Origin of the sequence: Archangium sp. (assembly GCF_036388035.1) — a bacterium.
Lineage (GTDB): Bacteria > Myxococcota > Myxococcia > Myxococcales > Myxococcaceae > Archangium.
This window is the reverse complement of sequence record NZ_DASVSO010000538.1, coordinates 1-6131: the sequence shown is the minus strand read 5'-3', so window position 1 is coordinate 6131 and position 6131 is coordinate 1. Positions and strand designations below refer to the sequence as shown.

4 protein-coding genes are annotated in these 6131 nt (G+C 71.0%); 2 read left to right on the top strand and 2 right to left on the bottom strand.

Annotation, left to right across the window (positions count from 1 at the left end; all coding sequences use genetic code 11):
• Together VF697_RS21655 and VF697_RS21650 are read right to left on the bottom strand one after the other, a co-directional pair.
• Positions 1-741: response regulator (locus VF697_RS21655; RefSeq protein ID WP_331097916.1), on the bottom strand; the 741-nt coding region annotated here is incomplete at its 3' end.
• A 113-nt stretch (positions 742-854) separates the two neighbouring features.
• Positions 855-3098, bottom strand: coding sequence for a glycosyltransferase family 4 protein (locus VF697_RS21650; protein WP_331097914.1), 2244 nt, complete (start codon positions 3096-3098; stop codon positions 855-857).
• Positions 3099-3232: 134 nt separating this feature from the next.
• Between VF697_RS21650 and VF697_RS21645 the strand changes: the two genes are divergently transcribed.
• Both VF697_RS21645 and VF697_RS21640 read left to right on the top strand, forming a co-directional pair.
• Positions 3233-4828 carry a DUF4912 domain-containing protein gene (locus VF697_RS21645; protein WP_331097912.1) on the top strand — a complete coding sequence of 532 codons (1596 nt, stop codon included), beginning with the start codon at positions 3233-3235 and terminating at the stop codon, positions 4826-4828.
• Positions 4829-4839: 11 nt separating this feature from the next.
• The coding region (locus VF697_RS21640; RefSeq protein ID WP_331097910.1) for a DUF1957 domain-containing protein at positions 4840-6131 on the top strand (1292 nt) is incomplete at its 3' end.

The following is a 6131-nucleotide window of genomic DNA, read 5'->3' as shown; positions in this document are numbered from 1 at the left end:
GTGGAGCCGGTCCTCGACGGACAGCAGCTCGCGCTCGCGGACGGTCCAGATCTCCGAGATGCGGGCAATCTGCGACTCGCGCCCCTTGAGCTCGTCGCGCAGCAGCTGGATCTTGCCCTCGGGCGTGCCCATCAGGTCGCGCCGCGGAGGCGGACGCTTGAGCTGACGGGACTCGGCGAGCAGCTCGGCCTTACGGTCCGCGATGGACTGGAAGGAGCGCTCGAGGAAGGTGCGATCCTCCTCGGTGATGGCGCTGCGGCGCTCGCGCTTGGGCAGCTTCGGCGGGCCACCCGCGGGGGCGGCGCGCAGCGGCGGCGGCATGGCCGGCGGACCCTCGCCCGAGGCGGACGCCTGGGGCTCCTCCTCACCGGGTGGGATGATGTTGAGGCTCATCACGGCCAGCTCCCCCATTTCAAAGGGGATGAGGAGGTAGCCGTCGGCGGCTCCTGGCGTCTGACGGTGCTGGTTGAGCCCCTCGACACCCGTGTCGGAGGACAGCAGCAACACCTTGAGGTTCTGACCCCACTTTCCCTTCTTGATCTGCCCGCAAAGGGTGAAGCCGGACTGATCCGGCAGCTCGGCCCGGACGACTACAAGGTCCGGTCGGCGCTTCTCCATCTCACGCTGTGCGTCGGCGGCAGTTGCCGCCATGGCCGTTTGATAGCCCGCGCTTTTGAGCACGGTGGCCATGCTGAGGGCGAAGTCGTTCTGGCTTTCGACGATGAGAACCCGGCGCTCCATGCAGCCCTTTTACCCAGGAAAAGTGCAATGAAAACCGGCACATCCTAGTCATGCGCCGCAAGGCTTGGAAAGTTTCCCCGCCACGCTCGGTTGGCTGCTGCACGACTCTCGGATTATGAGGGTTTGCCACGGGAGGCTCCCTGCGCCCTCGGGGCAGGGGGGACTCCGGGCTCCTCATCGCGTCCGGGAAAGGTGGTGGGCGGGGTGTGCCGGGCGAACTGCGTCCCCTCTGGGGGGCAGTACCCGTGGGCCAGTTGGGCGAACCACGCGTTGAGCCTCGATTCGGGCGGCTCCTTGGGCGGCGGTTCCGTGGCTTCGGCTTCCTGGATTTCCTCGCTGCTGATCTCCTCCGGCTCTCCCACCAGTGGGTGCGCGTGGGCGGGTGTCGGAGAACCCTCTACCTCGTGGATCTCCTCGGCCTCGGCTTCGGAGATCTCCTCGGGCTCTTCGGCCGGTGCGGGGGCACGCGCCAGCGGGGGAGGGGAGACGGGCTTCGCGCCGCTGGCCGGAGGGGCCTGCACGGGTAGGGCGGGGATGGACGGCAGCGACGGCCGCGAGGGCACCGCGGGGATGGCGGGCAGCGACGGGCGCCGCTCCGGGAGGCTGGGCGGTTCCGTCGTCCGGAGACGGGGCGAGGCCTCCACCGGCTGGGCGGGGGCGCGCGGAAGCGCGGGAGGCCGGGGCGGTGCGGCCTCGGGGGCGGCGCGGTTCTCGAGGGGCGGCGGCCTGACTCCCGAGCTCGTGCGAACCGGGCTCGGGGACGGGGAGGCGGGAGACTCGCGCAGGGGCGATCCCATGACCACGGGGAGCCCGCGCGTCCGCGAATCCTGCTCGGTCAAGGCGTTCTCCTCGGGTGGGGACTCTCGCAGGGGCAGCCCCATCACCACCGGGGGCCCCTCGGACCGTGAGGCCGCCGGCTCCGTCTTGATGAGGCGCGTGTCGAGGGCCTCTTCCAGCAGGACGTGTCCCACCACGAGCGGCAGCTCCTCGCGAGGGGCCTCGGGCACGGCCGGGCTGGCGTCCGGATCGGTTCCGCGCGCGGGCTCTTCCGCTTGGGCCGGGGGCGGAGTGGGCCGCGGCGCGCCCGCGCTCACCGTGCCCGCGTTTCCGAGGACGCGGTTGGTGGGCGTGCCCGTCACCATCGTCGCCTGGAGGATCGTCTCGGGCGAGGCGTCCATCGTCACCGGACGCTTGCCGAGCAGGCCATCATAGATGTCCAGGAGCTGGCCCCGGATGAGGCCTGCGTCGAGCGACATCTCCGCGAGGGCGCGCGCCTGCTTCCCGAGGGCGATCCGCCGCGGTACGTCGCGCGCCAGATCGATGATGCGATCCGCGAGCGCCTGGGCGTCCCCCGGCGGGTAGAAGACGCCGGCCGAGGCGGGGACGAGCTCCCGGGTGACGGGCAGATCGGCGGCGAGCACCGGGCGGCCCGCGGCGAGGTACTCGGACAGCTTGGCGAGCGCCCCGCCCTGCACGCGGTTGCGATCCACGTCGTCGAGCGGCAGCACGCCCACGTCCGCGAGCGTGAGCACCTTGGCCACGTCGTCATGGCTCACGGGGGGCTGGAACTCGACATGCTGTTTGAGGCCCAGCTCGGAGACGAGATCCTCCAGATGTGGCTGCCAGTCCGGGTGCCGGGCGCCCACGAGGGTCAGCCGCACGTCCACCTGCCGCACCGCCAGTGCGAGTCCCCGCAGCAACCCCGGCAGTCCCTGCCACGCCACCTGGCTGCCGAGGTACATCAACCGCATGGGAGAGCCGTCCGGCGAGCCGAGCGCCTCGGGCACGTAGGGGGCCAGATCCACCGGGGCGCGCACCACGCGCACCGAGTCCTGGCCCACCCCCAGCGAGTGGATGAAGGAGCGCGTGGTGGGCGAGCCGGTGACGACCAGGTCCGCGTTCATCAGGCAGAACAGCTCCTGGCGCCGGACCTTGGAGAGGAACTTCCGGTCCGCTTCGAGCTGCGGGTGCGTGTAGCGCAGCTCCTGGGAGGGGAAGGACTGGGCCTCATAGATGAGGCGGTAGCCGTAGTCGCCCTTGAGCTCGCACAGGGCGTAGCCGCCGAAGGGGTCGGTGAAGTGGACGAGCGCGTACTCCTCGCTCTCCAGCTGGCGCCGCACGGCGCGCTCGAAGGCCTGGATGCGCGAGGCCAGATCGCCCGAGCCCACCGGCACGCGGAGCAGGCGCGCGCCCTCGTACTTCTCGATGTGCGAGTGGTCGGGCGTCTTGACCGACAGCACCACGACCGAGAACCGATCGGGCAGGGCCTTCAAATACTCCGTCAACCGACGCGAGGAGCCCGACGCGCCGGGGAGGACGTCGAAGCTGCACAGCAGGAGTCTGGGCAGGTCGCTCAAGACGGCTCGCAGGATACAGAGCCGGCTCCCGACTTGTCACCGCCCCCGTCATCCACCCGGGGTATGACCCAGAACAGAAGTGAAATCGTTCGTTGACCCCCCCGGCCCTGTCGACCTAAGCCCCCTACCTCTCTATGGCCGACCTCAAGAGCGTCACGGTGGAGTACCTGCGGGAACTCGCGCGCAAGCATCTGGGGCGCGGGCACAGCAAGCTCAAGAAGAAGGACGACCTCCTCTCGGCACTCGTCAAGCTGGTGCCCGGGCTCGCGAAGCTTTCGACCGAGAAGGAGCCGCAAGCCGCCGCCCAGGACTCCGAGCCCTCCAAGGCCAAGGGGGCTCGCAAGGCGCCGGTGGCCGTCTCCGCGGCCTCGCGCACCGAGAAGCCCGAGGACCGTCCGCAGCAGCCCGCCGCCCCGGCGCGGCCCCTGCCCGGGGACGATGACGAGAAGACGCCTGTCCAGATTCCACCCCGTCCCGCGGAGGTGGTCACCTTCCCGCCCAAGCCCAGGCCGAGCCGGCTCTCGGTGGACGAAGAGCCCACCCTCACGCGGCCCGCGGCCCCGGCCGAGGAGCCCCCCGCGCCCGAGGCGCCCGCCCACGTGGCCCAGCACGCCGCGGAGCCGCTGGTGGAGGGCTTCTTCGTGGCGCGCGTGGCGGGCGAGCAGGAGGCCTTCCGCCACCACCTCACCGAGTCGCAGCACCGCCAGCCCCGCGAGGCGCTCGGCGCGCCGGACTACGCGGAGCACCTCGGCGAGCTGCCGATGGACTACGCGGACGACACGGCGCTGCTGCTGGCGCGTGATCCGCACACCCTCTTCGTGCTCTGGGACTTCAGCGAGGCCGCGCGCGCCCGCGCCCTGGCCGGCCTGGAGTCGCCGCGCGCCGTGCTGCGCGTCTATGACGATGGCGACACGCTGCTACGGGTGATCGACGTCGCGCTCGAGTCGCGCAGCTACTACATCCACGGGCTGCCGCCCGGCCACCCCTACCGGGTGGAGGTCCACTTCGTCGGCGGCAACAACCGCTCGCGCCGGATCGGCCACTCCTCCAACCGCGTCTTCCTGCCGCCGGTGGGGCCCTCCTCGGACACCTCGGTGCGCTTCCTGCGCATGCCGCCCGTCACCCGCTCCACCAAGATGGAGGCGCAGGCCGCCACCGCGCCCACCCGCACCGCGGACATCGAGGAGCGCGAGTACATCACCTGGCGCCGCGTGCCCCTGCCGGGCAGCGGTGGTTTCGAGGACATCCCCGAGCGTCGGCGTGAGCGCATCGTCGGTGCCGCTCCGAGCGAGGGCTCGTCCGAGAAGCCCTACTGGGATGTTCCCCGCCCCCTGGGCTCTTCCGAGCAGTGGGCGGGCCTGGGCAGGCCGGGCGGCTCCTCCGAGCAGTGGGCGGCACTGGGCAGGCCGGGGGGCGCTTCCGAGCAGTGGGCGGGCCTGGGCAGGCCGGGCGGCTCCTCCGAGCAGTGGGCGGGCCTGGGCAGCAGGCCGGGTGGTTCTTCCGAGCAGTGGGCGGGACTGGGCAACAGGCCCGGCGGCTCCTCCGAGCAGTGGGCCGGTTCGCACCCGTCGGCCGGGCCCGGTGGTGGGTCCTCCGAGCAGTCTGCAGGGGCCTCGGGGGCCGGCCGCGGTGGGGCCACCGAGCAGTGGGAGTGGGTCTGGACGCGCCCGGGAGGCGCCTCCGAAACTCGGGCCTGGACGATGCCGACGTCCTCCGGCCAGGGTCGTTGAGAGGGGATGACATGAGCATCGGCTCGCTCGCCATCGTCCTGCACGCACACCTGCCGTTCGTGCGTCACCCCGAGTACCCGGACTTCCTCGAGGAGGATTGGCTCTACGAGGCCATCTCCGAGACGTACCTTCCGCTGCTGCTCGTCTTCGACAAGCTGGCCGAGGACAAGGTCCCCTTCCGGGTGACGCTGACGCTCACCCCCACGCTCGTCACCATGCTGCGCGACGAGCTGCTCATGGGCCGCTACGCGCACAAGCTGGATCAGCTCTGCGAGCTGGGCGCGCTCGAGGTCCACCGCACCCGGAATGATCCGGTCTTCAGCCGGCTGGCGCACTTCTACCGGGACCACTTCGAGTCCCTGCGCAGCGCCTTCCGCGAGCGCTACAAGCGCGACCTGGTGAGTGCCTTCCGCCGGCTCCAGGACGCGGGGCACGTGGAGATCATCACCTGCAACGCCACCCATGGCTTCCTGCCGCTGATGCAGCAGACGCCCGAGGCCGTGCGCGCGCAGATCTCCGTGGCCGCCAGCCACTACCGGCTCACCTTCGGCCGGGACGCGCCGGGCATCTGGCTGGCCGAGTGCGGCTACTACCCCGGGGTGGAGAAGTTCCTCGCCGCCGAGCGCATCCGCTACTTCTTCGTGGACACCCACGGCCTCACGGACGCCACGCCCCGGCCGCTGCACGGGCCCTTCGCTCCCATCTACACGGAGACGGGCGTGGCCGCGTACGCGCGAGATCCCGAGAGCAGCCAGCAGGTGTGGAGCTCCGAGCACGGCTACCCCGGCGACCCCGTCTACCGCGAGTTCTACCGGGACATCGGCTGGGACCTGGAGCTGGACTACATCCGGCCCTTCATCCAGCCCACCGGGGACCGCAAGAACACCGGCTTCAAGTACTACCGGATCACCGGCAAGACGCAGGACAAGCAGCCCTACGATCCGGAGGCCGCGCGCGAGCGGACCGCTACCCACGCGGGCAACTTCCTCTTCAACCGTGAGAAGCAATTCGAGTGGCTCGCGGGGAAGATGGGCGGCCGCAAGCCGGTGGTGGTGGCCCCCTATGACGCCGAGCTGTACGGCCACTGGTGGTTCGAGGGCCCGTGGTTCCTCGACGCCCTCTTCCGCAAGGTGGCCGAGCAGAAGACCTTCCAGCTGGTGACGGCCTCGGACGATCTCGCCGAGCACCCGGAGAACCAGGTGGCCACGCCGCCGCTGTGCTCGTGGGGGGCGGGGGGCTACGCCAACATGTGGCTGGACCCCTCCAACGATTGGATCTACCGCCACCTGACCCACTGCGCGCG